Genomic DNA, 24812 nt, shown 5'->3' with positions numbered 1-24812 from the left:
GGGTGCGGTCCGGGTCCGGCCGGTACGGCGGGTTCCGCCGTACTCTGCCGTCATGTGCGGAATCGTGGGATACGTCGGCGGGCAGTCGGCGCTTGATGTGGTGGTCGCGGGCCTCAAGCGGCTCGAATACCGGGGCTACGACTCGGCCGGTGTCGCGGTGCTCGCCGACGGGGGGCTCGCCGCGGCCAAGAAGGCGGGCAAGCTCGTCAACCTGGAGAAGGAGCTCGTCGACCGGCCGCTGCCCGGCGGCTCCGTCGGCATCGGGCACACCCGCTGGGCCACCCACGGCGGCCCGACCGACGCCAACGCGCACCCGCACCTGGACAACGCCGGGCGCGTCGCCGTCGTCCACAACGGCATCATCGAGAACTTCGCCGCCCTCCGGGAGGAGCTCGCCGAGCGCGGCCACACGCTGCTCTCCGAGACCGACACCGAGGTCGTCGCCCACCTCCTCGCCGAGGAGTTCTCCTCCGTCGGCGACCTCGCCGAGGCCATGCGCCTGGTGTGCGGGCGGCTCGACGGGGCGTTCACGCTCGTCGCCGTCCACGCCGACCAGCCGGACGTCGTCGTCGGCGCCCGCCGGAACTCGCCGCTCGTCGTCGGCGTGGGGGAGGGGGAGAACTTCCTCGCCTCCGACGTGTCCGCGTTCATCGCGCACACGCGGTCCGCGATCGAGCTCGGCCAGGACCAGGTCGTCGAGCTGACCCGGGACGGCGTCACCGTCACCGGCTTCGACGGGGCGCCCGCCGACGTACGGGCCTACCACGTCGACTGGGACGCCTCGGCCGCCGAGAAGGGCGGCTACGCCTCCTTCATGCTCAAGGAGATCGCCGAGCAGCCCAAGGCCGTCGCCGACACCCTCCTCGGGCGGATCGACGGGGCCGGCCGGCTCACCCTCGACGAGGTGCGCATCCCCGACGCCGTGCTCCGCGAGGCCGACAAGGTCGTCGTCGTGGCCTGCGGCACGGCCTTCCACGCCGGGCTCATCGCCAAGTACGCCATCGAGCACTGGACCCGCATCCCCTGCGAGGTCGAGCTCGCCAGCGAGTTCCGCTACCGCGACCCGATCCTGGACCGGCGCACCCTGGTCATCGCGATCTCCCAGTCCGGCGAGACCATGGACACGCTGATGGCGCTGCGGCACGCGCGGGAGCAGGGCGCGAAGGTGCTCGCGGTGTGCAACACGAACGGTTCGACGATCCCGAGGGAGTCGGACGCGGTGCTGTACACGCACGCCGGGCCCGAGGTCGCCGTCGCCTCCACGAAGGCCTTCCTCACGCAGCTCGTCGCCTGCTACCTGCTCGCCCTCTACCTCGGCCAGGTGCGCGGCACCCAGTGGGGCGACGAGGTCCACGCCGTCGTCCGCGACCTCGCCCGGATCGGCGACGACGTCGAACGGGTCCTGGAGACCATGGAGCCCGTACGGGCCCTGGCCCGCTCCCTCGCCGACAAGGACACGGTCCTCTTCCTCGGGCGGCACGTCGGCCACCCGGTGGCCCTGGAGGGCGCGCTCAAGCTCAAGGAACTCGCGTACATGCACGCCGAGGGCTTCGCGGCCGGCGAGCTCAAGCACGGGCCGATCGCGCTCGTCGAGGAGGGCCTGCCGGTCGTCGTGGTCGTGCCCTCGCCGCGCGGGCGGTCCGTCCTCCACGACAAGATCGTCTCCAACATCCAGGAGATCCGGGCGCGGGGCGCCAGGACGATCGTGATCGCCGAGGAGGGCGACGAGGCCGTCGTCCCGTACGCCGACCACCTCGTCCGCATCCCCGCGACGCCTACGCTGCTCCAGCCGCTGGTCGCCACGGTGCCGCTCCAGGTCTTCGCCTGCGAGCTCGCCACCGCGCGGGGCAACGAGGTCGACCAGCCGCGCAACCTGGCCAAATCCGTGACCGTGGAGTGAGTGGGAAATGATCATTGGGGTGGGGATCGACGTGGCCGAGATCGACCGGTTCGCCGCGTCGATCGAGCGGACACCGGGGCTGCTCCAGCGCCTCTTCGTCGAGCGCGAGCTGCTCCTCCCGAGCGGCGAGCGTCGCGGGCCCGCCTCGCTCGCCGTCCGCTTCGCCGCGAAGGAAGCCGTCGCCAAGGCCCTCGGCGCCCCCGGCGGCCTCCACTGGACCGACGCCGAGGTCTACGTCGAAGGCACCGGCCAGCCCCGCCTCCGCGTCCGCGGCACCGTGGCCTCCCGCGCCGCCGAACTGGGCGTCAAGCACTGGCACGTGTCGCTCAGCCATGACGCGGGGGTGGCGTCGGCGGTGGTGATCGCGGAGGGCTAGCGCGCCCGGCCCCACCCCGTTGTGGGCAATCGTTCCGCTGCGGGGGTCCCCCCTGGACGAAGTCCTTGGGGGAGGAACGGCTGGGCACAACGGACCCGCGCCCTGCCGGCGCCAGAGGCTTCCGAGCCTGAACCCGCACCCGCAGGTACGACGCACTCGTGGTGCGGGTTCAGGCGCGGAACGCGGAGGCGCCGCTAAGGGCGCCGTCCCGTGTGCCCACCCTCCCCCAAGCTCTCGGCTTCGCTCGAGCAGGGGGGACCCCCCTCGCCCCAGCGGGACGATTGCCCACACGGGCAGCGGGTGCGGCCCCACACGGGGCGGGGGCGGCCCCGCACGGGCGGGGCCGAAGCCCCGGGCGGGGCGCGATGGTGGGGGTGCGGTGGGCGCGGCAGACTGGCGGGCATGCGTAGCGCTTATCGGGTGGAGACCGTGCGGGCCGCTGAGGCCGCACTCCTGGGCAGGCTTCCGGAAGGGGCCCTCATGCAGAGGGCCGCCGCCGGGCTCGCGGCTGCCTGTTGTTCGCTGCTGGGGAAGGGGCGGGTGTACGGGGCCAGGGTGGTGCTGCTGGTCGGGAGCGGGGACAACGGGGGTGACGCCCTGTACGCGGGGGCGAGGCTCGCTCGGCGGGGGGCCGGGGTCACGGCGGTGCTGCTCGGGAAGAGGGCGCACGAGGGCGGGCTCGCCGCGCTGCGGGCGGCGGGGGGACGGGTGGCCGAGGAGCCGTTCGCGCCGCTCGCCGCCGCCGATCTCGTGCTCGACGGCATCACCGGGATCGGAGGGCGCGGGGGCCTGCGCCCCGACGCCGTGCCCGTCGCCCGCGCCGCGCGCGGCTCCGGGGCCGTCGTCGTCGCCGTCGACCTGCCGAGCGGCGTCGACGCCGACACCGGGGAGGTCCACGGAGAGGTGCTGCCCGCCGACGCGACGATCACCTTCGGCGCGTACAAGCCGGGGCTCCTCGTCGACCCGGCCCGTGAGTACGCCGGGGCGCTGCGGCTCGTCGACATCGGGCTCGGGCCCCTGCTCCCCGGCGTGCCGGACCTCGAGGCCCTCCAGCACGAGGACCTGGCGTGGCTGCTGCCCGTACCGGGCGCCGAGAGCGACAAGTACCGGCGCGGGGTCGTCGGCCTCGTCGCCGGGTCCGCCCGCTACCCGGGCGCCGCCGTCCTCGCCGTGGCGGGCGCGCTGCGCGGCGGCGCGGGGGCCGTGCGGTACGTCGGGCCCGCCGGGGACGCGGTGCTCGCCGCCCACCCCGAGACCCTCGTCCACTCCGGCCGGCCCGAGAAGGCCGGGCGCGTCCAGGCCTGGGTCGTCGGTCCCGGCCTCGGCGAAGGGCCGGGGGCCGGGGTCGCGGTCTCCGAGGTCCTCGCCACCGACGTCCCCGTCCTCGTCGACGCCGACGGGCTCCGGGGCCTGGACGCCTCGGCCGTACGGGGGCGCGGCGCCCCCACCCTCCTCACCCCGCATGCCGGCGAGGCGGCGGCGCTGCTCGGCGTCGCCCGGGAGGAGGTCGAGGCGGGGCGGCTCGCGGCCGTCCGCGAACTGGCGGGCCGCTTCGGGGCGACCGTGCTGCTGAAGGGCTCGACGACGCTCGTGTGCGGGGCGGGCGGGGGCGGTCCCGTACGGGTCAACCCGACCGGGACCTCCTGGCTCGCCACGGCCGGCAGCGGCGACGTCCTCTCCGGCCTCGCCGGCTCCCTCCTCGCGGCCGGCCTCCCCGCCCTCGACGCGGCCTCCTGCGCCGCCTACCTCCACGGGCTCGCCGCACGGCGGGCGTCGGAGGGCGGCGCGCCGGTGACGGCGACGGAGGTGGCGGAATCCCTGCGGGGGGCCTGGCGGGACGTGGCGGCGGGCTCGTAGCCCGCGCGCGCCCCCCACACGGGCGAACCCCGTTGGGCCGGCCGTGGGTTCCCGCGCGCCCGTGGCGCGGGGGGCGGATTGGGTGGGTGGGGTGACCAGTTGGAGAAGTCGTACCGCGCCGTTGTTGTTCGCCCTCGCCGCCTCGCTCGCGCTCGGGCCCACCGCCCTCGCCGCCGCTCCGGGCATTTCGGCCACCCCGAAGGCCCGGCCCGCCGCCGCCCCGGCCGCCCTCAAGGCACCGTCTGTCGAAGCGCCGTCCGCCGAGGACCCGCTCGTGCCCGGCGTCGACGGCGGCGACCGGGCCGAGTATCCGATGGACACGCCCGACCAGGTGCTGCCGCCCTTGCAGGAGGACGTGGGCGGGGTGCCCGTGCCCGAGCCCGAGGAGGAGGTCGACGAGCTCGTCGAGTACCTGCCGAGGAGCGCCGTCGGGGCCGCCTGCACCGCCAAGGCGAGCATCCACCAGCGGCGGGTGGAGAAGCTGCTCGGGCTGCGCGTCGACGGGAAGCAGTCCGCCGCCGACTGCCGGGCCATCCGCGCCTTCCAGGTGAAGGAGAAGATCAAGCCGGCCGTCGGCTACGCCGGACCCGTCACCTGGGCCCGCGCCGAACTGCTCGCCGCCCGGAAGAACCTGGACCCCGGCCGCCGCTGCCCCGTGAAGAAGTACGCCGTCGCCTGCGTCGACCTCGACCGCCAGCTCATGTGGGTACGGAAGGGGACGAAGGTGACGTACCAGGTCGTCAACGTGCGGACCGGGCGGCCCGGATACGCCACCCGCACCGGCTGGCACACCGTCTACTGGCGGCACAAGGACCACTGGTCGACCATCTACGACACCCCCATGCCGTACGCCCAGTTCTTCAGCGGCGGCCAGGCCTTCCACGCCGTCTACGGGCAGCTCGCCACGCCCGGCGGAAGCCGTGGCTGCGTCAATCTCAGCTACGCGGACGCGGGGAAACTCTGGAACGTCCTCCGTAAGGGTGACCGGGTCTACATCTGGGGAAAGCGGCCCGGCAGCTGACACCTGAGAGACTGGGCGCGATGACTGAGACACCTCCGCCCACCAGAGCCCGCGCCGAGATCGACCTCGGCGCGCTGCGTGCGAACGTCCGCACGCTGCGCGCCCGCGTCGCCCCCCACGTCCGGATCATGGCCGTGGTCAAGGCCGACGCGTACGGACACGGCGCCCTGCGCTGCGCCCGCGCCGCCCTGGACGCGGGCGCGGACTGGCTCGGCACGGCCACCCCGCACGAGGCGCTGGCCCTGCGCGCCGCCGGGATCACGGACGTGCCCGTCATGTGCTGGCTGTGGACCCCCGGCGACCCCTGGGACCGGGGCATCGAGGCCGGTCTCGACATGTCCGTGAGCGGGATGTGGGCCCTGGACGAGGTCGTCGAGGCCGCCAGGGCCGTCGGGAGGACCGCCCGCATCCAGCTCAAGGCCGACACCGGTCTCGGGCGCAACGGCTGCCAGCCCGCCGACTGGCCCGAGCTCGTCGGGGCCGCCCTGAAGGCGGAGGTCGACGGACTCGTCAAGGTGACCGGCCTCTGGTCGCACTTCGCCTGCGCCGACGAGCCGCACCACCCGTCCATCGCCGCCCAGCTCGACGTCTTCCGCTCGATGCTGGACCACGCCGAGCAGGCGGGCGTCCGGCCCGAGGTCCGGCACATCGCCAACTCCCCGGCCACCCTCACCCTGCCCGAGACCCACTTCGACCTGGTCCGGCCCGGCATCGCGATGTACGGCGTCTCGCCCAGCCCCGAGCTCGGCACCTCCGCCGAGCTGGGCCTGCGGCCCGTCATGTCGCTCAAGGCGCGCGTCGCGCTGGTCAAGCACGTCCCCGGCGGGCACGGGGTGAGCTACGGACACCACTACGTGACCGAGGGGGACACCACCCTCGGGCTCGTCCCGCTCGGGTACGCCGACGGCATCCCCCGGCACGCCTCCGGGCGCGGGCCCGTCCTCGTCGGCGACCGGGTCCGCACGGTCGCCGGGCGCGTCGCCATGGACCAGTTCGTGGTCGACCTCGGCGGGGACACGCCCGAGCCCGGCACCGAGGCCGTGCTCTTCGGCCCCGGCGACGGGGGCGAGCCGACCGCCGAGGACTGGGCGGTGGCCGCCGACACCATCGCGTACGAGATCGTGACCCGGATCGGGGCGCGCGTCCCGCGCGTCTACCTGGGGGAGTAGCCCGCGATGGCGGAGTCGGGTGGCAGCAGCTGGCGGCGGGCCGGGTTCGCCGGTGCCGCGATAGGCGTCCTGGCGGCCGGAGCGGCCGCCGGGGTCGCCGTCGAGCGGCTCACCGTCGGCCGTTCCGTACGGCAGAAGGCGCGGCTCGCCCTGGACGCGGCCGGTCCGTACGGCGGTCTGCGCGGCACCCCCGGACGGGTCCTCGCCGACGACGGGACCGTTCTGTACTACGAGGTGGACGAGGTCGAGGCGGACGCCTCCTCGGCCGGGCGCCGCCGTCGGCTCTTCGGGCGCAAGCAGCCCGCCCCCGTCACCGTCGTCTTCAGCCACGGCTACTGCCTCAACCAGGACTCCTGGCACTTCCAGCGGGCCGCCCTGCGCGGGCTCGTCCGCACCGTCCACTGGGACCAGCGCAGCCACGGCCGCTCCGGCGGCGGGGCCTCCCAGGGCGGGCCCGACGGCACGCCCGTCTCCATCGACCTCCTCGGCCGCGACCTCAAGGCCGTCCTCGACGCGGCCGCGCCCGAGGGGCCGCTCGTCCTCGTGGGGCACTCCATGGGCGGCATGACGGTGATGGCGCTCGCCGAGCAGTACCCGGAGCTGGTCCGCGACCGGGTCGTCGGCATCGCCCTCGTCGGCACCTCGGCGGGGAAGCTCGGGGAGGTCACGTACGGGCTGCCGCTCGCCGGCGTCAACGCCGTCCGGCGGGTCCTGCCGGGCGTCCTGCGGGCCCTCGGCTCCCAGGCGGAGCTGGTCGAGCGCGGGCGCCGGGCCACCGCCGACCTCTTCGCCGGGCTGATCAAGAAGTACTCGTTCGCCTCGAAGGACGTGGACCCGGCCGTCGCCCGCTTCGCGGAGCGGATGATCGAGTCGACCCCGATCGACGTGGTCGCCGCCTTCTACCCGGCCTTCGCCGAGCACGACAAGGAAGCCGCCCTCGCCGCCTTCCGCGAGCTCCCGGTGCTCGCGCTCGCCGGGGACAACGACCTGGTCACCCCCAGCTCGCACACCGAGGCCATCGCCGCCCTGCTGCCGGACGCGGAGCTGGTCATCGTCCCGGACGCGGGCCATCTGGTGATGCTGGAGCACCCGGAGGCGGTCACCGACCGGCTGGCCGACCTCCTGGTGCGGGCCGGTGCCGTCCCGGCCGGGGAGACCTTCCGCACGCGCTAGGTTTGCCCGTATGGAAGCAGCACATCCGCCCGTCTCCGGTGCCACCCTCTCCGTCGACTCCCCGCAGCAGATGCAGGAGCTCGGCCGCCGGCTCGCGAAGATCCTCCGTCCCGGTGACCTCGTCATGCTCACCGGCGAGCTCGGCGCCGGGAAGACGACCCTGACCCGCGGCCTCGGCGAGGGGCTCGGCGTGCGGGGGGCCGTCACCTCCCCGACCTTCGTCATCGCCCGCGTCCACCCGTCCCTGGTCGGCGGTCCGGCCCTGGTCCACGTCGACGCGTACCGCCTCGGCGGCGGGCTCGACGAGATGGAGGACCTCGACCTGGACGTCTCGCTGCCCGAGTCCGTGGTCGTCGTCGAATGGGGTGACGGCAAGGTCGAGGAGCTGACCGACGACCGGCTGCACCTGCTCATCCACCGGGTGACCGGCGACACCGACGACGACCGGCGGACGGTCGTGCTGCGCGGGATCGGCGCGCGCTGGGCCGACGAGGACCTCGCGCTGGTCTGAACGCACGTACGTTCCGACAACGTGTCGGGAAGGTGTTGCGGGGGCCGCACGAGCCGTGGTCACATGGATGCACGAGCTGGTTAGGTGCACCTAACCTACGGGAGGCAGGCATGGCGACGCCGGAACGCGCGGAACCCACCCAGGACCACGTCTCGATGAGCGAGCTGCTCGCGTCCTGCGCGGCCGCCCGCGCCCTCTCGACCCCGCCACCGACGGAGCCCGAGGAACCCGAAGCAGGGGAACCGGTGCGGGACGAAGCGGCCTAGGGCCTGTCCGACCCCGATCCGCCGGACGGGCCCTAGGGGACGACGACGACCTTCGCGCCGATCACCGCGAACGTCCACAGCGCGTCGCCGTCGGCCCGCTTCATCCGGATGCCGCCGGTCTTCCGGGCCGGGTCCGGGGACGGCGTCGAGCCGTCGACCGCCGCGCTGAAGCCGATCGCCACGTCCTGGGCCGTCGCGAAGCGGACCACGTGCTCGATCTGCACCCCGTCCGAACCGCGCACCGAGCCCGAGCGCGAGGTCACCGCGTAGGCGCCCGGCAGCGGGTCGACCGTGGACGCCCACACCTTGAACGTACGGGTCGCCTTGTTCCTGCCGTCCACGATCCACACCCGGCGGTCGCCCAGCGCGTACACCACGCGCTCGCCGGTGCCCGAGTCCGCGGGGACGGCCAGGGGATCCGCGGCCGGCTTCTTCGGGCCGCCGCTCGGCGCGGCCGAGGGGGCGGCCGTGCCCGTCGCCCGCGGCTTCACCGACAGGTCGGCGGGCGCGTTGGCCGAGGCCTGGTAGGCGAGGAAGCAGACCGCGGCGACGGCCGCCGCCGTGAGCCCGGCCACGAATCCCGAGCTGCTCCGTGCCACCGTGCCCACCTTTCGTACGAACGTATCGAAGGGTGACGGTAGCAGCCGCCCGCCCGAGGTTCGGGGCAGCGTGCCCGGGAGCCGTAGGCTGTTCGCGTGCTGTTGCTCGCCATGGATACCGCCACCCCCGCCGTCACCGTCGCCCTCCACGACGGCGAGGCCGTCGTCGCCTCGTCGAGTCAGGTCGACGCCCGCCGCCACGGGGAGCTGCTGCTGCCCGCCGTCGACCGGGTCCTCGCCGAGGCCGGACTGAAACTCGACGCGGTCACCGGGATCGTCGTCGGCGTCGGCCCCGGCCCGTACACCGGGCTCCGGGTCGGCCTCGTCACGGCCGCGGCCTTCGCGTCCGCGCTCGGCGGCGTGCCCGTGCACGGCCTGTGCACCCTCGACGGCCTCGCGTACGCCTCCGGGATCGACGGGCCCTTCGCCGTCGCCACGGACGCGCGCCGCAAGGAGGTCTACTGGGCGCGGTACGAGGACTCCCGCACCCGCGTGACCGACGCGGCCGTCGACCGGCCCGCCGACATCGCCGGGTCCCTCGCCGGCCTTCCGGTGGTCGGCGCGGGCGCGCTCCTCTACCCGGAGGCCTTCCCGGACGCCCGCGGGCCCGAGCACCAGTCGGCCGCCGCGCTCGCCGCCCTGGCCGCGGAGAAGCTCACGGCCGGCGGGGAGGGCTTCCTCGACCCGCTGCCGATGTACCTGCGCCGCCCCGACGCGCAGGTGCCGAAGAACTACAAGGTGGTCACGCCCAAGTGAGCGGCGTGGAACTGCGCGAGATGCGCTGGTGGGACATCGAGCCGGTGCTCGCACTCGAAGCCGAGCTGTTCCCCGAGGACGCCTGGTCGGCGGGGATGTTCTGGTCGGAGCTGGCGCACGCCAGGGGCCCGGAGGCCACCCGCCACTACGTCGTCGCGGAGGACCCGGCCGACGGCCGTCTCGTCGGGTACGCGGGGCTCGCCGCCGCCGGCGGACTCGGCGACGTGCAGACGATCGCCGTCTCCCGCGACCAGTGGGGCACGGGCCTCGGCGCCCGGCTCCTCACCGACCTGCTGAAGGAGGCCACCGCCTTCGAGTGCGAGGAGGTCCTCCTCGAAGTGCGCGTGGACAACACCCGGGCCCAGAAGCTCTACGAGCGCTTCGGCTTCGAGCCCATCGGGTTCCGGCGCGGCTACTACCAGCCGGGCAATGTCGACGCGCTCGTGATGCGACTGATCGTTCAAGGAACTGGGACTGAGATCTGATGGCTGCTGACGAACCGCTGGTACTCGGCATCGAGACCTCCTGCGACGAGACCGGCGTCGGCATCGTCCACGGGACCACCCTCCTCGCCGACGCCGTCGCCTCCAGCGTCGACACCCACGCCCGCTTCGGCGGCGTCGTCCCCGAGATCGCCTCCCGCGCCCACCTGGAGGCCATGGTCCCGACGATCGAGCGCGCCCTGAAGACGGCCGGCGTCTCCCCGAAGGACCTGGACGGCATCGCCGTCACCGCCGGACCCGGCCTCGCGGGCGCGCTGCTCGTCGGCGTCTCCGCCGCCAAGGCGTACGCCTACGCCCTCGGCAAGCCGCTCTACGGCGTCAACCACCTGGCCTCGCACATCTGCGTCGACCAGCTGGAGCACGGCAAGCTGCCCGAGCCGACGATGGCCCTGCTGGTCTCCGGCGGCCACTCCTCGCTGCTGCTCTCCACCGACATCACCTCCGACGTGCGGCCGATGGGCGCCACCATCGACGACGCGGCCGGCGAGGCCTTCGACAAGATCGCCCGCGTCCTCGACCTGGGCTTCCCCGGCGGACCGGTCATCGACCGGCTCGCCAAGGAGGGCGACCCGGCGGCGATCGCCTTCCCGCGCGGCCTGAGCGGCGCCAAGGACCCCGCGTACGACTTCTCCTTCTCCGGCCTCAAGACCGCCGTGGCCCGCTGGATCGAGGCCAAGCGGGCGGCCGGCGAGGACGTGCCCGTGCGGGACGTCGCCGCGTCCTTCCAGGAGGCGGTCGTCGACGTGCTCACCCGCAAGGCCGTCCGGGCCTGCAAGGACGAGGGCGTCGACCACCTGATGATCGGCGGCGGCGTCGCCGCGAACTCGCGGCTGCGGGCCCTCGCCGAGGAGCGCTGCGAGCGCGCCGGGATCCGGCTGCGGGTGCCGCGTCCGGGCCTGTGCACGGACAACGGCGCGATGGTCGCGGCCCTCGGCTCCGAGATGGTCGCCCGGGGCAGGGCGGCCTCGGACCTGGAGCTGTCGGCGGACTCCTCGCTGCCGGTGACGGACCCGCACGTGCCCGGCGCGTCGCACGCCCACGACCACGACCACGTGCACGAGGTCAGCAAGGAGAACCTGTACTCGTGAGGCTCACGCTCATGTGGGAGGCCAGGGCCGCCCGGGGCCGGGGCGCCGAGCTCGTGGAGTGGGCGCGGGCGCGGGTCCTCGCCCGCGAGCCGCTGCGCCGGGAGCTCTTCCGGGCCCCGCAGGACCGGGTCCTCGTCCTCACCTGGTGGGAGGCGGAGACCTTCGACGCCGAGCTGCCCGAGCTGCCGGAGCCGGACGCGGAGCTGATCACCCGTCCGGTCCACCGCTGGCGCTTCGAATCGGTCGAGTGAGCGATGACGCGTCAGGAATAGAGCAACCTTTCGAGCGTTTCGGGCATCCCACAGCGCGTGAAGAAGACGATCGCGCTGTGGGCGGCCCTGACCACCGTCGCCCTCCTGGTGACCGGCTGCACGGTGGACGAGCCCGCCGCCGCCCAGCCCCCCGCCCCGGCGGCTTCCCCGACCACCACGCCCACGGCCGGGGACGAGGCGCCCGAGGCCCCCGGAGCCGCCACGGCCGCCGCGTACCGGAAGTGGGGCCTCAAGCCCTTCCCCGCCCCGCCCGCCCCGCCCGCGGTCAAGCCGGTGGTCCGCCGGGCCGGCGGACCGGTGCCCGTCGTCAGCGAGATACCCACCCGCGAGAAGATCGTCTTCCTCACGATCGACGACGGCGCCGAGAAGGACCCGGAGTTCGTCCGGATGATGAAGGACCTCAAGGTCCCCTTCACGATGTTCCTCACGGACGCGGCCATCCGCGCCGACTACGCGTACTTCGAGCCCCTGATCGCCCAGGGCAACGGCCTCGCCAACCACACCCTCACCCACCCCAACCTCCGCACCCTCGGCCCGGAGGCCCAGCGCCGCGAGATATGCGGCCAGCAGACGAAGCTCAAGCAGCGGTACGGCACCACCCCGCGCCTCTTCCGCCCGCCGTACGGCAACTGGAACGAGGCCACGCGCACGGCGGTGGGGGAGTGCGGGCTCGACGCGATCGTCCTGTGGCGCGAGTCCATGCAGATCAAGAACATGCAGTACCAGCGCGGCGACCGGAAGCTGCACCCCGGCGACATCGTCCTGGCCCACTTCCGGGGCCCGTCCGAGCTCAAGGGCCGGACGATGACCGAGATGACGGCGACGATGCTGCGGAAGATCCAGGAGCAGGGCTTCACGGTGGCCCGCCTGGAGGACTACCTCTAGAAAGTCTTCGCGGCGCGGTGTCGATGCGGACGGATCCCGTTCGACGTATGTGTGGACGGCGGGGAACGGCCCCGCCCACCGCACCACCGAGGAGTCGTCATGCCCCGCTACCTGTCCCTCGTGCGCATCGAGGAGAACACCATCGACATGGAGAGCGCCGACCCCGGCTTCGAGCAGCGGATGGGCGCGCTCTTCGAGGAGATCACCAAGGCCGGCGCCATGGTGGACACGGCCGGGCTCAAGCCGACCGCCGAGGCCACCCGGATCACCTGGTCGGACGGGAAGCTGTCCTTCACCGACGGCCCGTTCACCGAGACCAAGGAGGTCGTCGGCGGCTACGCGATGCTCCAGTGCAAGGACATGGCCGAGGCCGTGGAGTGGGGGAAGCGGTTCCTGGCCGTCCACCCGCCGCACTGGAAGGTCGGCCTGGAGGTCCGCGAGGTCGAGGAGATGCCGGAGGGCTGACCCGCGCCGTGCTCTCATACGAGCTGTGACGGTGTCGGTGGAGAGCACGCTGGAGACGGTCTTCCGGATGGAGTCGGCGCGGATCATCGCCACGGTGGCGAGGATCGTCCGGGACGTCGGCATCGCGGAGGAGCTCGCCCAGGACGCGCTGGTCGCGGCCCTGGAGCAGTGGCCGCGGTCGGGCGTCCCGGAGAGCCCGGGAGCCTGGCTGACGGCCGCCGCGAAGCACCGCGCCGTCGACCTCGTACGGCGGCGCGAGACGTACGCGCGGAAGCTGGCCGAGGTCGGCAGGACGCTCTCGGAGGAGTCGTACGACCCCGAGCCCTCCGGCCCCGGCGACATCGACGACGACGTCCTCCGGCTCGTCTTCACCACCTGCCACCCCGTGCTCTCCGCCGACGCGCGCGCGGCGCTCACGCTGCGGCTCGTCGGCGGGCTGCGGACGGACGAGATCGCCCGCGCCTTCCTCGTGCCGGAGGCGACGGTCGCGGCGCGGATCACCCGGGCCAAGCGGACGCTCGCGAAGGCGGGCGTGGAGTTCGAGGTGCCGTACGGGGAGGACCGGGCCGCCCGGCTCGGCTCCGTCCTGGAGGTCGTCTACCTGATCTTCAACGAGGGGTACGCGGCCACCGCCGGCGACGACCTGCTGCGGCCCGGCCTGTGCGAGGACGCGCTGAGGCTCGCCCGGGGCCTGGCCGCCCTCATGCCGGGGGAGAGCGAGGCGCACGGCCTCGCCGCCCTGCTGGAACTCCAGGCCTCCCGCGTCCCCGTCCGCACCGGCCCCGACGGGCGGCCGGTGCTCCTCGCCGACCAGAACAGGAGCCGCTGGAACCGGCTGCTGATCCGGCGCGGCTTCGCCGCCCTGGAACGCGCCGGGGACGGCCGCTCCTACGGCCCCTACGCCCTCCAGGCCGCGATCGCCGCCTGCCACGCGCGGGCCGCCTCGTACGAGGCCACCGACTGGCCGACCATCGCCGCGTTGTACGCCCGGCTCGGCACCCTGGCCCCGTCCCCGGTGGTCGAACTGAACCGCGCGGTCGCGGTGTCGATGACCGAGGGCCCCGGGGCCGCCCTCCGCATCGTCGACGCCCTCGCCGCCGAACCGGCCCTGGCGCGCTACCACCTGCTCCCGAGCGTCCGGGGCGACCTCCTCGCCCGCCTCGGCCGACTGGCGGAGGCCCGCGCGGAGTTCGAGCGCGCGGCCGCGCTCACCCGGAACGAGAGCGAGCGGGAACTGCTGCGGGAACGGGCCAGCGAACTCGGGCCGGAGGCGGGGACTTAGGGTTTTCGGCATGTCCCCGCGCACCCCGCTCCCTCCGCCGCCCCCGCCCGCCGACCTCCGGAGCTGGCCCGACCGGGAGGCGCTGCTCGCCGACCGGGCGCTGGCGCTCGGCGAACTCGGCAGGAGGCTGCTCGGCGTCGGGCGGCTCACGCTGTTCCTGGTCTGGTTCCTCCTGCTCCAACTGGGCTGGGGGCTCATCGGCGTGCTGCTCATCGCGCTCGGCGCGCCGCTCCCCGACCCGATGACGACGATGCTCGGAATCGTCCCGGCGGCCCTCGGCATCGGGATCTTCGTCCCGGCCGTGTGGCTGACCGTCCGCAGCCTGCGGCGCGACCGGACCGTCCGCGACCGCCTCGTCCAGTGGGCGGCCCTCGACAGGCACGGCCCGACCGACGCCCGGCTGCTCGCCCCCGGCCTCAGCGTCGCCTGGCTGCTGCTGTCCTTCGCGATGTGCGCGGTCGGCCTCTGGATGGGCTTCGCGGTCCCGGCGGGCGTCAGCCGCGACGACGGTTACGGCCTGGTCGCCTACGGCATGGGCGTCGCCCTGATCCTCTGGGTCACGGGCCTCACCGGCCTGGCCAAGGCCGTCGGCCACTACCGCTTCGCGGTGCGGCTCACCGGCCCCCGCCGACCGGCCGGCCGATCAGCATCGTCGGGGCGCCCGCGACCCGAGTGAGCAGGACCGTCGCGGAGTTGGGGCCCTTCGGCTTCACCTTGCGGCGGATCTCCTCGGGTTCGACCGCCGAGCCGCGCTTCTTCACGGTGAGGACGCCGACCTCGCGCTCCCGCAGCAGGGCCTTCAACTTCTTGAGGTTGAAGGGGAGTTCGTCGGTGATCTCGTAGGCGGAGGCGTACGGGGTCTCGCGCGGCTCGTCCGCCGTGACGTACGCGATCGTCTCGTCGATCAGGCCGCCGTTCAGCTCCTCCGCGACCTCGGCGACGAGGTGCGCGCGGATGACGGCGCCGTCCGGCTCGTACAGGTAGCGGCCGACCGGGCGGACCGCCGGGTCCGGCAGCCCCCGGCCCGTCAGGGTGGTCCCGGAGGGGAGCAGGGTGGCCCGGCGGGCGCCCGGCTCCGTGCCGAACCAGAGCACGGCCTCCTTCACGTCCCCGCCGTCCGAGATCCACTCGGCCTCGGCCTCCTCGGGCACCGCCTCGTGCGGGATGCCCGGGGCGATCTTGAGCGCGGCGCGCGGGGCCTTGCGGGCCGCCTCGATCGCCCAGGACAGCGGCGGGGAGTACGCCTCGGGGTCGAAGATCCTGCCCCGGCCGCCGCGCCGCGCCGGGTCGACGAAGACCGCGTCGTACGGGCTCGTGTCGATCTCGGCGACGTCGGCGCAGCGGACCTCGATCAGGTCGGCGAGGCCGAGCGCCTCGGCGTTGGCCCGGACCGTCTCGGCGGTCAGCGGGTCGCGGTCGACGGCGAGGACGGAGATCCCGGCGCGGGCCAGCGCGATCGCGTCGCCGCCGATCCCGGAGCAGAGGTCCGCGACGCTCCGGACGCCCAGCGCCTTCATCCGGGCCGCCCGGTAGGCGCCGACCGAGGCGCGGGTCGACTGCTCGACGCCGTGGGGCGTGAAGTACATCCGGTACGCGTCCTCCGCGCCGAACTTCGCCACCGCCCGCTGCCGCAGCCGCGCCTGCCCGAGGGCCGCGCTGACGAGCTCGGCGGGATGGTCGCGGCGCAGCCGGGAGGCGACCGCCAGCTCCTGGGCGGGGTCGTAGTCGCGCAGGGCGGCGAGGAGCGTCTGCCCCTCGGGGCCGAGCAGGGCGGCGAAGGAGTCGAGGTCGTTCACCCGTCCCATTCTGGGCCCTGGAGGCCAGTGGGCCGGCCGGGGGACGGTGGGGGCGGTACGGCGGTGTCGCGGCCCGGATGGGGCTCTCGCGCTGACAGGATGCGGCGCCATGCAGCTCGTACGACAAAAGGACCAGATGATGACACAAGGCGCGCACCGCTCCCGCCGGACGCTCGGGGCGGCGCTCGCCGTCGCCGCCCTCGCCTCCGCCGCCACGGCCTGCTCCGGCAGTGCCGAACCGAAGCGCGCCGAGCCCGTCCCCGCGGCCGGCCAGCAGGCCCAGGGCGCGGCCGGCGCCCTCACCGCGTACGTCGAGAAGGTCCGCGCGCAGCGGGCCGCCCGCGTGCTCGCCGCCAAGAAGTGGGGCCTCGCCAAGCCCCCGCTCGAAGCGCCCGCCCCGCCCGCCGTCAAGCCGAAGATCACCACCCGGAAGGGCTTCGAGACGGACGGCGAGGGCCTGCCGCCCGTCTTCACCACCGTGCCGACCAAGCAGAAGGTCGTCTTCCTGACGATCGACGACGGCGCGGAGAAGGACCCCCGGCTGCTGAAGATGATGACGGAGCTGCGGATCCCGTACACCGCCTTCCTCAGCAACTACCTCGTCAAGGACGACTACGGCTACTTCGCGAGGATGCAGAAGTCCGAGGAGTCCGGCGTCGCCCTCCAGAACCACACCCTCAACCACCGCTACCTGCCCGGCCTGTCGTACGGCGAGCAGAAGCGCGAGATCTGCGGGATGCAGGACGTCATCGAGAAGCGCTTCGGCAAGCGGCCCCCGCTCTTCCGCCCGCCGTACGGCAACTACAACGAGGACACCCTGGTCGCGGCCAAGTCCTGCGGCGTCAAGGCGGTTCCGCTCTGGGCCGCCGAGGCCTTCCCCGACCACATGGAGTGGCGCGAGTGGGACCGGGACCTGCACCCCGGCGACATCGTGCTCACCCATTTCCGGGGCAAGGAGGACTGGAAGGGCACGATGCCGGACATGATCCGACGGGTGATGAACGTGATCACGTCGAAGGGGTACGCGGTGGCGAAGCTCGAGGACTACGTGTGAGGACGCGGGGGCGGCGATGGGCCGCCGTGCTCGTGGTGACCGGCGCGCTCCTCACCCTCCCCGCCTGCACCTCCTCGGTCGACCCGGCCGACCCGATCGACCCGATCGAGCGGCTCGGCCGGAAGGCGGCGGAGCGGGTGGGGCCCCGGCCCAGCCCGGCCGAGACCGTACGGACCGTCCGGGCGGCGGTGGACGCGAAGCGCTGCGAAGAGCCCCCCGTACTGCGGACGGCCACGCGTCCGGCCACGCGTACAGGCACGCGCACCGTCACGCCACGGAGCGAGGAATTGGCACTCCGCTTGACCGAGTGCTAATCGCGGTCATAGTCTCGGCTCTGGCACTCCCCACCGGAGAGTGCCAACACAGCGACGGGCAGGTCCGGCACCCGCGACGACGGATCCACCTGGTCGCCACCTCAGACAGTTAACCCCGTGAGATCTCCGAAGGGGGAGGTCGGATCGTGACGACCACCAGCTCCAAGGTTGCCATCAAGCCGCTCGAGGACCGCATCGTGGTCCAGCCGCTCGACGCCGAGCAGACCACCGCCTCTGGCCTGGTCATTCCGGACACCGCCAAGGAGAAGCCCCAGGAGGGCGTCGTCCTGGCCGTTGGCCCGGGCCGCTTCGAGAACGGCGAGCGTCTGCCGCTCGACGTCAAGACCGGCGACATCGTGCTGTACAGCAAGTACGGCGGCACCGAGGTGAAGTACAACGGCGAGGAGTACCTCGTCCTCTCGGCTCGCGACGTGCTCGCGATCGTCGAGAAGTAATTCGCCGAAGTATCTGAAGCAGATGCTTTGAGCTGCGCCCCTTGACCCCGCACCGGGCGTCCGGGGGCGCAGTTCGTTCCACCTTGAATCCGAGAGGGCTGAACCGCTCCCATGGCGAAGATCCTGAAGTTCGACGAGGACGCCCGTCGCGCCCTTGAGCGCGGCGTCAACAAGCTTGCCGACACGGTGAAGGTGACGATCGGCCCCAAGGGCCGCAACGTCGTCATCGACAAGAAGTTCGGCGCCCCCACCATCACCAACGACGGTGTCACGATCGCCCGCGAGGTCGAGATCGAGGACCCGTACGAGAACCTCGGCGCCCAGCTCGTGAAGGAGGTGGCGACCAAGACCAACGACATCGCGGGTGACGGCACCACCACCGCCACCGTGCTCGCCCAGGCCCTGGTCCGCGAGGGTCTGCGCAACGTCGCCGCCGGCGCCTCCCCGGCCGCCCTGAAGAAGGGCATCGACGCCGCCGTCAAGGCCGTCTCCGAGGAGCTCCTCGCCACCGCCCGCCCGATCGAGGACAAGTCCGACATCGCCGCCGTCGCCGCGCTCTCCGCGCAGGACCAGCAGGTCGGCGAGCTCATCGCCGAGGCGATGGACAAGGTCGGCAAGGACGGTGTCATCACCGTCGAGGAGTCCAACACCTTCGGCCTGGAGCTCGACTTCACCGAGGGCATGGCCTTCGACAAGGGCTACCTGTCCCCGTACATGGTGACCGACCAGGAGCGCATGGAGGCCGTCCTCGACGACCCGTACATCCTGATCCACCAGGGCAAGATCTCCTCGATCCAGGACCTGCTGCCCATCCTGGAGAAGGTCATCCAGGCCGGCGCCAGCAAGCCGCTCCTGATCATCGCCGAGGACGTCGAGGGCGAGGCCCTCTCCACCCTCGTCGTCAACAAGATCCGTGGCACCTTCAACGCCGTCGCCGTCAAGGCCCCCGGCTTCGGTGACCGCCGCAAGGCGATGCTCGGCGACATGGCGACGCTCACCGGCGCCACCGTCATCGCCGAGGAGGTCGGCCTCAAGCTCGACCAGGCCGGTCTGGACGTGCTCGGCACCGCCCGCCGCGTCACCATCACCAAGGACGACACCACGATCGTCGACGGTGGCGGCAACTCGGAGGACGTGCAGGGCCGCGTCAACCAGATCAAGGCCGAGATCGAGTCCACGGACTCCGACTGGGACCGCGAGAAGCTCCAGGAGCGCCTCGCGAAGCTCGCCGGCGGCGTGTGCGTCATCAAGGTCGGCGCCGCGACCGAGGTCGAGCTCAAGGAGAAGAAGCACCGTCTGGAGGACGCCATCTCCGCGACCCGCGCCGCGGTCGAGGAGGGCATCGTCTCCGGTGGTGGCTCCGCGCTCGTCCACGCCGTCAAGGTCCTCGAGGGCAACCTCGACAAGACCGGCGACGAGGCCACCGGTGTCGCGGTCGTCCGCCGCGCCGCCGTCGAGCCGCTGCGCTGGATCGCCGAGAACGCCGGCCTCGAGGGCTACGTCATCACCTCCAAGGTCGCCGAGCTCGACAAGGGCCAGGGCTTCAACGCCGCGACCGGCGAGTACGGCGACCTGGTCAAGGCCGGCGTCATCGACCCGGTGAAGGTGACGCGCTCCGCCCTGGAGAACGCCGCCTCGATCGCCTCCCTCCTCCTCACCACCGAGACCCTCGTGGTGGAGAAGAAGGAAGAGGAGCCGGCGGACCACGGCCACGGCCACGGTCACGGCCACTCCCACTGAGGCAGCTGACTGACAGCTGAGGCCCGGTGCTCCCGTCGCGGGAGCACCGGGCCTCACTGCTCCGCCCCTACTCCTCCACCGCCCCGAGCTGCTCCATCAGCCCGAGCATGTCGTACTGCCACCACCCCTCCACGGCCTTCCCGTCCTCCCGGAAGCGGTGGACGACCATCCCGGTCATGCTCACCTCCATCCCGGTCGGCTGGATCCCCATGAAGTCGCCGACCTGCGTCCCCTTCCACGTCCAGCGCGTGCAGACCCGGTCCCCGTCCGCGATCTGGTCGTCGACCGTGAACGTGAAGTCGAACGCCGCCCGCCACATCTCGGACTCGCGCCGCAGCGCGTCCATCCCGACCGTGTCCGTCGGATTGTTCGGATCGTGGTCGTGATACCCCTCGGCGAACACCTCGTCGAGCGGCGGCAGCTCCCCGGGCATCGCCACCAGCTCGAAGAACCGCCGGGAGGCCGCCTTGTACATCTGCTCGTCCCGCACCACGTCCAGATCGGTGAAGGTCGGCATCTCGTCACAGAGCGCGACCATCTCCCGGAAGATCCGGTCCGTCTCGGGAAGCTGCGAGTTCCGCATGGCCACGTCGTACGAGGGGAACTCGACGATCTCCACGACGTGCGAGGCATCCGACCGGTCCTTGCCGACGATGCTGTGCGTCGCGGTCCGCTTGCCCTTGGTCTGCTCGACCCACCGGTCCATGAGCCGGTTCAGGTCCTCGACCCGGCTCGTCTTGCAGTCGATGATTTGTACGAAGGTCATGACGCCTCCCGGCCCAGGTAGGACCTTTCCAGTCTAGGTTGAGTGCATGGAGTGGGCAGGGGAGAAGCGTCCGGTCACCGTCGACAACAGCGCGGGCACCGTTGTGATCGGAGACGGGAACCGCGTGGTGGCCGGGGCCCCGCCGGCGGTCCGCTCGGCGTACTGGGAACAGGTGCGCCGCATCGCCCCCGCCGAACTCGTCGGACGTGAGGAGGAGTTGGCCGAGCTCGCCGACTTCTGCCGCACCGGGGCCGGGTACGTGTGGTGGCGGGCGGACGCCTGGGCGGGCAAATCCGCGCTGATGGCATGGCTCGCCCTCGCCCCGCCCCCGGGCGTACGGATCGTCCCCTTCTTCATCACCGCCCGCCTCGGCGCGCAGAACGACGCCGTCGCGTACGTGGACGTCGTCCTCGAACAGCTCGCGGAGTTGGCCGGCGAGGGGCTGCCCGCCCTGCTCACCGCCGCGACCAGGGAGGCCCACCTGCTGCGCCTCTACCGCACGGCCGCCCGCGCCTGCGCCGCCCGGGGCGAACGGCTCGTGCTCCTCGTCGACGGCCTCGACGAGGACCGGGGCGTGACGACCGGGCCCGACGCCCACTCGATCGCCGCCCTCCTCCCGTACGACCTCCCGGTCATCGTCGCCGGCCGCCTCAACCCGCCCCTCCCCGCCGACGTCCCCGGGGACCACCCCCTCCGGGACCCCTCCATCGTCCGGATCCTCACCCCCTCGCCGAAGGCCCGCGCGATCCGCGTCGAGGCCGAACGCGAACTGAAGCACTTCCTGACCGGCGGCGGCCTCCCGTACGACCTCCTCGCCCTCGTCACCGCCTCGGGCGGCGGCCTGACGGCGGACGACCTCGCGGAACTCACCGGCGACGTCCCCTACCGGGTCAGGGATGTTCTCCGCACGGGGCCGGGGCGGACGTTCGCGGTACGGGGAGAGGCTTATCTGCTCGCCCACGAGGAACTGGCGTCCGGCGCACGGGAGATGCTGGGCCGCCGGGAGCTGGACCGGTGGCGGGCGGTGCTGCACTCCTGGGCGGAGGAGTGGCGCGGGCGGGGGTGGCCGGACGGCACTCCGGACTACCTGCTGCACGGTTACGTGGCGATGCTGCGGGAGGCGGGGGACGTCGAGCGGATGCTCGCCTGCGCGCTCGACGAACGGCGGCACGAGCGGCTCCTGACGGAGACGGGCGGCATCGGCGGGGCCCTGGCGGAGGTCCGTGCGGCGGGCGAGGCGGTGCTCGAAGGAGGGGAGCGGGACGGACTGGTCGCGACGATGCTGCGGCTCGGGTTCCGGCGGAGCGAACTGACGCGGCGCAACGGTGATGTCCCGGTCGAGCTCGCGGCCTCCTGGGCGGCCGCCGGGCAGGTGGACCGCGCCGTGGCCATGGTGCGGGGGGAGCACCGTACGGCCACGGTCGGCGGGCTGTGCGTGGTCGCGGAACGGCTGCTGGGCTGTGGCCGGAGGGAAGAGGCCGAGGCGCTGGTGGCCGAGGCCGAAGGGTTCGTCCTGCGCGAAGCGAGCCGGCGGGAACGTGACGACATGACCGGGTCCCTGGCACCTCTGCTCCTCGCGACCGGCGCGCTCGACCGGGCGGAACACCTCATCCGCGCCGTCGAGGACACAGACGATCGGAGCCGACTGCTGCTCGCCCTGCTCGACGCGCTCTGCGCTGCGGGGAAGTACGAGCGAGCGGTTGGGCACGCCCGAGGGGAACAGGACGACGACCTGCGGGTGCGGGCCGTGGACCGGGTGTGCCGGGCGCTGCTCGCCGCGGGCCGGGCCGACGAGGCCGAAGGCATGCTGCGGGGCGTCGCCGGGGACGACGAGGAGCTGGGCCTGGCCCTCCTCGTCGACGGCTCCCGGGCGCTCCGCGAGGCCGGTCACGAGGAGCGTGGCGTGGCGCTGCTCGACGAGGCCCTGCGGGCACTCGATGCCGCCGGGGGCCCACGGTCCGCTCCACATGAAGCGGTCCGCGCCCTGATCGCCACCGGCGAGTTCGCGTACCTGGAGCAGGGGGTGGGCGCGTTGCGCCCAGGGGTGGGGGACGAGTACTGGGCGGACGAGCTGGCCGCCGCCGGGGCCTGGGATCTAGCGCGCGCGGCCGTCGTCGACGCCTCGGAGTCGGCCCGGTCCTTCGTTCTGCTTACGGTCGTCGACGGACTGCGCGAGGCCGGACGCCTGGACGAGGCGGAGGAGGTGATGGCGGAGATCCAGCCGAACCTCGCGGAGCGGTCGCGCAAGGATCTCGCGATGGCCTTCGTGCAGGCGGGCCGCCTTGACCGGGCCTGGGCGCTGATCGACGGTTTCGACGGTGCGTGGCGGGACGAACCAGTGAGGGAGTACGCGCGGGCGCTGTGCGAGGCGGGCCGCCAGGACGGGGCGACGGTCCTGGCGGAGGGCGGCGGCCGGACGGGGGCCTTCGCCGCCCTCGGGATCGCGGACGCCCTTCTCGACGCGGGGGACCGCACGACCGCGCTCGACCTGCTCGCCTCGGCGGAGCGCGTGCTGCGGACACCGGCACCGGAGACCCTGGCCGACCCCGTCGTTGCGGTGGCACAGGCGCTGGCCGGTGTCCCAGGGCACGAGGACACGGCTCGCGCCCTGCTCGACGCGGCGGAGCGCCGTGGCGCGGACGAGGGTTCCTGGTGGTTCGTTCAAGCGCTGGTGGCGACCGGGCAGACGGAGCGCGCGGAGGGGGTGGTGTGGAGCCGGGGGCCGTTGGAGCGGCCCTACTTGCTGCGCGGAGCTCTGCAGGCCCTGCTTCGCGCGGGTGATCACGGAGCCGTGGTGGCGCTGTTCGAGCGCGCTGGGAGCGGAGACGAGTACGAAACGGCCCTTCTCCTCCCCGACGCGGTAGGCGGTCTGGCGAGTGCCGGTGCGCTGGAGCCGGCCGTGCGCCTGGTGCCCGCAGAGCCCTCGCCGGACATGAGTGAGCTGTGCGCCCTGGTGGCAGAGGGGATGGCGCGGGCGGGGCGTACGGAGGAGGCGGTCGAGTGGCTCGGCCGGGCGATGGAGGTCCGCCCGTCGTTTCCCACGAGCGGGATGCCCGCCGTCGCGCGTGCCCAGCTCGCACTGGGGCGGCGTGAGGAGGCCGTACGGCTCGTGGAGTGGGTGCGGTCTGCGGTAGACCCGCGCTATGTGGCGACCTGGGCGGACGACATCGCCCGTGCCCTCGTTCTCCTCGGCGCGTACGAGGAGGCGGTCGCCTACGCGGGCGAGGTGGCGCCTCCGAACGCGGCAGATCTACTGCTCTCCGTGGCGCGGGACCTCGTGGCGGCGGGGGAGCACGGGCGGGCCGCGACGGTCCTCGCCGGTCTGCACCCGCTCGGTCATCGGTGTGCCTTCGCCTACGCGGAGCTCGCCCGCGCCCATCCCGACCCCGGGCGGGCCCGCTGGTTCGCCGCACTCGCACTGCACCTGGGGAACTGGGCCGCCGTTCTGGACACCGCCCTGCACGCCGACCCCGGCGCCGTTCCGCTGGTCGTCGCCGAGGCGGAACGGCTGCTGGACGGCCTGGAGGATCAGGCCGACCGCGTCAGGTCCGACGCCCGTACCTCCTCCGCGAACGCCTCCCCCCTCCCGTAGCGCGCCACCTCCTCCAGTGCCTGGTCCGCCATGCGGTGGAGTTCGTTGCCGAGGGAGCCGGCGACGTGGGGGGTGAGGAGGACGTTGGGGAGGGTCCACAGGGGGGAGTCGGGGGGCGGGAGTTCGGGGTCGGTCACGTCGAGGATGGCGTGGAGGCGGCCGCTCACCAGGTGGGGGAGGAGGGCTTCCTCGTCGACGAGGGAGCCGCGCGCGGTGTTGATCAGGGTGGTGCCGTCCGGCATCGCGGCGAGCTGGGGGGCGCCGATCATGCCGTGGGTGGAGGGGAGTTGGGGGGCGTGGACGGAGATGACGCTGCTGCGGGCGCAGAGGGAGTCGAGGTCGACGAGTTCCGTGCCGGGCGGTGGGGTCGTCACGTACGGGTCGTACAGGAGGATCTCGAAGTCGAAGGGGCGGAGGAGTTCGACGACCCGGCGGCCGATGCGGGAGGCGCCGATGATGCCGATGGTGCGGCGGTAGTTGCCCCAGGGGGCGGACTCGGTGAGCCAGGCGTCGTCGGTGCGGGTGTCCGCGTAGCGCTGGGCGGAACGCAGGACCCGCTTTCCGGCGAAGAGGATCGCGGCGAGGGTGTATTCGGCGACGGGCAGCGCGTTGGCCCCGGCGGCCGAGGTGACGCGGAGGCCGCGTTGCCAGCAGGCGTCGGTGATGTGGTGTTTGACGGAGCCGGCGGCGTGGACGACGGCGCGGAGGCGGGGGGCGCGGGCCAGGACGTCGGCGGTGAGCGGGGTCGCTCCCCAGCAGGTCAGGAGGATCTCGGCCTCGGCGAGCGCGGCGGCGGTCCGGGGGTCGGGGGCCGTGAGGTCGTGGGCGACCAGGTGGGGGTCGGTGCGGGCGAGTTCGGCGAGGCGGGTGCGGTGGGCCTCCGTGAGGAGGCGGTCGGCCACCCCGGGGCCCATCGCCAGCAGGAGGTTCGGGCGGTTGTCAGTGGTCGGGTGCATCGTGGACACGGGCCTT

The 24812-nt window shown here is 73.4% G+C and carries 25 protein-coding genes; 21 read left to right on the top strand and 4 right to left on the bottom strand.

Annotated features, from left to right (window positions below; translation table 11 throughout):
- The first annotated feature begins 52 nt into the window (after positions 1-52).
- From glmS to ACH4TP_RS03840, 8 genes are all read left to right on the top strand, one after another.
- A complete protein-coding gene (gene glmS, locus ACH4TP_RS03875; RefSeq protein WP_398435547.1) occupies positions 53-1900 on the top strand; it encodes a glutamine--fructose-6-phosphate transaminase (isomerizing) in 1848 nt (615 codons plus the stop codon).
- A gap of 7 nt (positions 1901-1907) precedes the next feature.
- Complete coding sequence (locus ACH4TP_RS03870) at positions 1908-2276, top strand: holo-ACP synthase (protein WP_389220834.1); 369 nt, start codon at positions 1908-1910, stop codon at positions 2274-2276.
- A gap of 402 nt (positions 2277-2678) precedes the next feature.
- A complete protein-coding gene (locus ACH4TP_RS03865) occupies positions 2679-4133 on the top strand; it encodes an NAD(P)H-hydrate dehydratase (protein ID WP_398435545.1) in 1455 nt (484 codons plus the stop codon).
- 91 nt (positions 4134-4224) lie between these two features.
- On the top strand, positions 4225-5154 hold the full coding sequence (locus ACH4TP_RS03860) for a L,D-transpeptidase (protein ID WP_398435543.1): 930 nt from the start codon (positions 4225-4227) through the stop codon (positions 5152-5154).
- 20 nt (positions 5155-5174) lie between these two features.
- A complete protein-coding gene (gene alr / locus ACH4TP_RS03855; protein WP_398184195.1) occupies positions 5175-6323 on the top strand; it encodes an alanine racemase in 1149 nt (382 codons plus the stop codon).
- Between the two features lie 6 nt (positions 6324-6329).
- On the top strand, positions 6330-7496 hold the full coding sequence (locus ACH4TP_RS03850) for an alpha/beta fold hydrolase (protein WP_398435541.1): 1167 nt from the start codon (positions 6330-6332) through the stop codon (positions 7494-7496).
- A 10-nt stretch (positions 7497-7506) separates the two neighbouring features.
- The gene (gene tsaE, locus ACH4TP_RS03845) at positions 7507-8007 is read left to right on the top strand and encodes a tRNA (adenosine(37)-N6)-threonylcarbamoyltransferase complex ATPase subunit type 1 TsaE (protein WP_389220820.1); all 501 of its coding nucleotides are present in this window, start codon (positions 7507-7509) and stop codon (positions 8005-8007) included.
- 110 nt (positions 8008-8117) lie between these two features.
- Positions 8118-8273: a hypothetical protein gene (locus tag ACH4TP_RS03840; RefSeq protein WP_398184202.1), complete on the top strand. Its 156-nt coding sequence runs from the start codon at positions 8118-8120 to the stop codon at positions 8271-8273.
- A gap of 32 nt (positions 8274-8305) precedes the next feature.
- Here the strand turns inward: ACH4TP_RS03840 and ACH4TP_RS03835 are convergent, their stop codons facing one another.
- Positions 8306-8848: a hypothetical protein gene (locus ACH4TP_RS03835; protein WP_389221574.1), complete on the bottom strand. Its 543-nt coding sequence runs from the start codon at positions 8846-8848 to the stop codon at positions 8306-8308.
- 120 nt (positions 8849-8968) lie between these two features.
- Here ACH4TP_RS03835 and tsaB point away from each other — a divergent pair, with 120 nt between their 5' ends.
- The 8 genes from tsaB (at position 8969) to ACH4TP_RS03795 (ending at position 14799) form a co-directional block, all read left to right on the top strand.
- Positions 8969-9628, top strand: coding sequence for a tRNA (adenosine(37)-N6)-threonylcarbamoyltransferase complex dimerization subunit type 1 TsaB (gene tsaB, locus ACH4TP_RS03830; RefSeq protein ID WP_389220814.1), 660 nt, complete (start codon positions 8969-8971; stop codon positions 9626-9628).
- Between the two features lie 20 nt (positions 9629-9648).
- A complete protein-coding gene (gene rimI / locus ACH4TP_RS03825; protein WP_389221572.1) occupies positions 9649-10113 on the top strand; it encodes a ribosomal protein S18-alanine N-acetyltransferase in 465 nt (154 codons plus the stop codon).
- The gene (gene tsaD, locus ACH4TP_RS03820; protein WP_389220811.1) at positions 10113-11219 is read left to right on the top strand and encodes a tRNA (adenosine(37)-N6)-threonylcarbamoyltransferase complex transferase subunit TsaD; all 1107 of its coding nucleotides are present in this window, start codon (positions 10113-10115) and stop codon (positions 11217-11219) included. Before rimI ends, tsaD begins: the two co-directional genes overlap by 1 nt.
- A gap of 11 nt (positions 11220-11230) precedes the next feature.
- Positions 11231-11470 (top strand): hypothetical protein, encoded by a 240-nt coding sequence (locus tag ACH4TP_RS03815; protein WP_398435782.1) that lies wholly within the window; start codon positions 11231-11233, stop codon positions 11468-11470.
- 57 nt (positions 11471-11527) lie between these two features.
- On the top strand, positions 11528-12376 hold the full coding sequence (locus ACH4TP_RS03810) for a polysaccharide deacetylase family protein (RefSeq protein ID WP_398184207.1): 849 nt from the start codon (positions 11528-11530) through the stop codon (positions 12374-12376).
- A gap of 99 nt (positions 12377-12475) precedes the next feature.
- Positions 12476-12841, top strand: coding sequence for a YciI family protein (locus ACH4TP_RS03805; RefSeq protein WP_376591534.1), 366 nt, complete (start codon positions 12476-12478; stop codon positions 12839-12841).
- Between the two features lie 67 nt (positions 12842-12908).
- Positions 12909-14123, top strand: coding sequence for an RNA polymerase sigma factor (locus ACH4TP_RS03800; protein ID WP_398184348.1), 1215 nt, complete (start codon positions 12909-12911; stop codon positions 14121-14123).
- A gap of 10 nt (positions 14124-14133) precedes the next feature.
- A complete protein-coding gene (locus ACH4TP_RS03795) occupies positions 14134-14799 on the top strand; it encodes a hypothetical protein (RefSeq protein ID WP_398435538.1) in 666 nt (221 codons plus the stop codon).
- Here ACH4TP_RS03795 and ACH4TP_RS03790 read toward each other — a convergent pair.
- On the bottom strand, positions 14738-15928 hold the full coding sequence (locus ACH4TP_RS03790; protein ID WP_398435536.1) for an SAM-dependent methyltransferase: 1191 nt from the start codon (positions 15926-15928) through the stop codon (positions 14738-14740). The genes ACH4TP_RS03795 and ACH4TP_RS03790 overlap by 62 nt on opposite strands.
- Before the next feature lie 100 nt (positions 15929-16028).
- Here ACH4TP_RS03790 and ACH4TP_RS03785 point away from each other — a divergent pair, with 100 nt between their 5' ends.
- From ACH4TP_RS03785 to groL, 4 genes are all read left to right on the top strand, one after another.
- Positions 16029-16973 (top strand): polysaccharide deacetylase family protein, encoded by a 945-nt coding sequence (locus ACH4TP_RS03785; RefSeq protein ID WP_398435535.1) that lies wholly within the window; start codon positions 16029-16031, stop codon positions 16971-16973.
- Entirely contained in the window at positions 16970-17287 is a 318-nt protein-coding gene (locus ACH4TP_RS03780) for a hypothetical protein (protein ID WP_389220797.1), read from the top strand. The genes ACH4TP_RS03785 and ACH4TP_RS03780 overlap by 4 nt, the downstream gene beginning before the upstream one ends.
- Positions 17288-17433: 146 nt before the next feature.
- Entirely contained in the window at positions 17434-17742 is a 309-nt protein-coding gene (gene groES / locus ACH4TP_RS03775) for a co-chaperone GroES (protein ID WP_017239619.1), read from the top strand.
- Between the two features lie 111 nt (positions 17743-17853).
- Positions 17854-19482, top strand: coding sequence for a chaperonin GroEL (gene groL, locus ACH4TP_RS03770; RefSeq protein ID WP_398435533.1), 1629 nt, complete (start codon positions 17854-17856; stop codon positions 19480-19482).
- A 67-nt stretch (positions 19483-19549) separates the two neighbouring features.
- Here the strand turns inward: groL and ACH4TP_RS03765 are convergent, their stop codons facing one another.
- Positions 19550-20248: an ester cyclase gene (locus tag ACH4TP_RS03765; RefSeq protein ID WP_389220791.1), complete on the bottom strand. Its 699-nt coding sequence runs from the start codon at positions 20246-20248 to the stop codon at positions 19550-19552.
- A 46-nt stretch (positions 20249-20294) separates the two neighbouring features.
- On the opposite strand from ACH4TP_RS03765, the gene ACH4TP_RS03760 reads away from it, so the two are divergent.
- Positions 20295-23840: a hypothetical protein gene (locus ACH4TP_RS03760; protein ID WP_398435530.1), complete on the top strand. Its 3546-nt coding sequence runs from the start codon at positions 20295-20297 to the stop codon at positions 23838-23840.
- Here ACH4TP_RS03760 and ACH4TP_RS03755 read toward each other — a convergent pair.
- A complete protein-coding gene (locus tag ACH4TP_RS03755; RefSeq protein WP_389221564.1) occupies positions 23777-24796 on the bottom strand; it encodes a hydroxyacid dehydrogenase in 1020 nt (339 codons plus the stop codon). The genes ACH4TP_RS03760 and ACH4TP_RS03755 overlap by 64 nt on opposite strands.
- Positions 24797-24812 lie beyond the last annotated feature (16 nt).

Source organism: Streptomyces sp. NPDC021012 (assembly GCF_044333355.1).
GTDB lineage: Bacteria > Actinomycetota > Actinomycetes > Streptomycetales > Streptomycetaceae > Streptomyces.
The sequence above is the reverse complement of the archived record's forward strand: the minus strand, read 5'-3'. Positions and strand labels throughout refer to the sequence as shown.

Excerpts from the sequence above, each read along its gene's own strand:
- glmS (WP_398435547.1), top strand. The coding sequence starts at position 53 with ATGTGCGGAATCGTGGGATACGTCGGCGGGCAGTCGGCGCTTGATGTG.
- ACH4TP_RS03870 (WP_389220834.1), top strand. The coding sequence starts at position 1,908 with ATGATCATTGGGGTGGGGATCGACGTGGCCGAGATCGACCGGTTCGCC.
- ACH4TP_RS03865 (WP_398435545.1), top strand. The coding sequence starts at position 2,679 with ATGCGTAGCGCTTATCGGGTGGAGACCGTGCGGGCCGCTGAGGCCGCA.
- alr (WP_398184195.1), top strand. The coding sequence starts at position 5,175 with ATGACTGAGACACCTCCGCCCACCAGAGCCCGCGCCGAGATCGACCTC.
- ACH4TP_RS03850 (WP_398435541.1), top strand. The coding sequence starts at position 6,330 with ATGGCGGAGTCGGGTGGCAGCAGCTGGCGGCGGGCCGGGTTCGCCGGT.
- tsaE (WP_389220820.1), top strand. The coding sequence starts at position 7,507 with ATGGAAGCAGCACATCCGCCCGTCTCCGGTGCCACCCTCTCCGTCGAC.
- ACH4TP_RS03840 (WP_398184202.1), top strand. The coding sequence starts at position 8,118 with ATGGCGACGCCGGAACGCGCGGAACCCACCCAGGACCACGTCTCGATG.
- rimI (WP_389221572.1), top strand. The coding sequence starts at position 9,649 with ATGCGCTGGTGGGACATCGAGCCGGTGCTCGCACTCGAAGCCGAGCTG.
- tsaD (WP_389220811.1), top strand. The coding sequence starts at position 10,113 with ATGGCTGCTGACGAACCGCTGGTACTCGGCATCGAGACCTCCTGCGAC.
- ACH4TP_RS03815 (WP_398435782.1), top strand. The coding sequence starts at position 11,231 with ATGTGGGAGGCCAGGGCCGCCCGGGGCCGGGGCGCCGAGCTCGTGGAG.
- ACH4TP_RS03805 (WP_376591534.1), top strand. The coding sequence starts at position 12,476 with ATGCCCCGCTACCTGTCCCTCGTGCGCATCGAGGAGAACACCATCGAC.
- ACH4TP_RS03800 (WP_398184348.1), top strand. The coding sequence starts at position 12,909 with ATGGAGTCGGCGCGGATCATCGCCACGGTGGCGAGGATCGTCCGGGAC.
- ACH4TP_RS03795 (WP_398435538.1), top strand. The coding sequence starts at position 14,134 with ATGTCCCCGCGCACCCCGCTCCCTCCGCCGCCCCCGCCCGCCGACCTC.
- ACH4TP_RS03790 (WP_398435536.1), bottom strand. The coding sequence starts at position 15,928 with ATGGGACGGGTGAACGACCTCGACTCCTTCGCCGCCCTGCTCGGCCCC.
- ACH4TP_RS03785 (WP_398435535.1), top strand. The coding sequence starts at position 16,029 with ATGCAGCTCGTACGACAAAAGGACCAGATGATGACACAAGGCGCGCAC.
- groL (WP_398435533.1), top strand. The coding sequence starts at position 17,854 with ATGGCGAAGATCCTGAAGTTCGACGAGGACGCCCGTCGCGCCCTTGAG.
- ACH4TP_RS03765 (WP_389220791.1), bottom strand. The coding sequence starts at position 20,248 with ATGACCTTCGTACAAATCATCGACTGCAAGACGAGCCGGGTCGAGGAC.
- ACH4TP_RS03760 (WP_398435530.1), top strand. The coding sequence starts at position 20,295 with ATGGAGTGGGCAGGGGAGAAGCGTCCGGTCACCGTCGACAACAGCGCG.
- ACH4TP_RS03755 (WP_389221564.1), bottom strand. The coding sequence starts at position 24,796 with ATGCACCCGACCACTGACAACCGCCCGAACCTCCTGCTGGCGATGGGC.